The 1,223-nt window shown below is 34.8% G+C and carries 2 protein-coding genes; both read left to right on the top strand.

What is annotated here, in order from left to right:
• Window positions 1–513, top strand: a 513-nt coding sequence (rpe, locus tag VXQ92_RS19165) for a ribulose-phosphate 3-epimerase (RefSeq protein WP_416682869.1), incomplete at its 5' end; no start/stop codon positions are given.
• Between the two features lie 356 nt (window positions 514–869).
• A partial coding sequence (locus tag VXQ92_RS19160; RefSeq protein WP_416682868.1) for an HAD hydrolase family protein occupies window positions 870–1,223 on the top strand: 354 nt, incomplete at its 3' end.

The following is a 1,223-nucleotide window of genomic DNA, read 5'->3' as shown; positions in this document are numbered from 1 at the left end:
AATTATGGAATTACTGCTCCTGTTGATGTGCATTTAATGGTATCTCCAGTTGACCGTATTATTGGTGATTTCCTAGAAGCAGGCGCAGATATCATTACGTTTCACCCAGAAGCTTCTCATCACATTGACCGTTCATTACAGCTTATTAAGTCTGGTGGTGCTAAAGCAGGATTAGTTTTTAACCCAGCAACACCATTGCATTATCTAGACTATGTTCTTGATAAAGTTGACCAAATTTTATTAATGAGTGTAAACCCAGGTTTTGGTGGACAAAAGTTCATTCCAATGACTTTAGAAAAATTACGTGAAGCGCGTAAAATTATTGATGCAAGTGGCCGTGATATCCGTTTAGAAGTAGACGGTGGTGTTGGTCCTGCAAATATCCGTGAAATTGCAGAAGCTGGTGCAGATATGTTCGTTGCTGGTTCGGCAATTTTTGGTCAACCAGATTATAAAGTTGTGATTGATCAAATGCGTGCAGAGCTTGCAAAAGTCGGTAGTGTAGACGCTTAAAAAAAGAATATTAAGCTGAGAGTAAACTTGTGGATAACTTTGTTTATAACTGTATGGATAACTGTGTTGATAACCATATGGATAAGATGTTGGTAAAATAAACAAAATCAGATCAACCGTTTATTCTCTAAGCAAAATGTATGAAAAAAGAACGCTTTGGCGTTCTTTTTCTATTCTATCGGGATATTTTTGGATCTGTTTTTTTATTAAGCTTTGCTAAAAAATAACCTGTGCAAAAAACGAGAAGACTTGTGTAAAACTTTTTAAAATATATTGAATAGAAAACTGTAAAAGTGTCATGAAAAATAAAGCTAAATTTGATTTAATAAGATTTTAGTAAGAGACCTAGATCATTAATGACAGTAAAAATTTTAGCGGTAGATATGGATGGGACTTTTCTTAATTCTAAGAAGCAGTACAACAAAGCACGTTTTTTAAAACAGTATGAACAACTAAAACAAAATAATATCCGTTTTGTAGTTGCTAGTGGCAACCAGCTTGCAAAGCTTGTTACGTATTTTCCAGAAATTAATCATGAGATTGCTTTTATTGCCGAAAATGGTGCTCATGTTGTAGATGCGGGGCAAGAATTAGCTTTTGCTCATTTAAGCAAAGAGCAATTCATTGAGATTTTAAATGCGATTGACCCAGTGTATACCTCTAAAATGGTGATCTGCGGAAAACAGAGTGCTTATGTGCATAGCAGTATG

Source organism: Acinetobacter sp. 228 (assembly GCF_048147885.1).
Note: the sequence above shows the minus strand (reverse complement) of the source record. Positions and strands in the feature narration are given on the sequence as shown.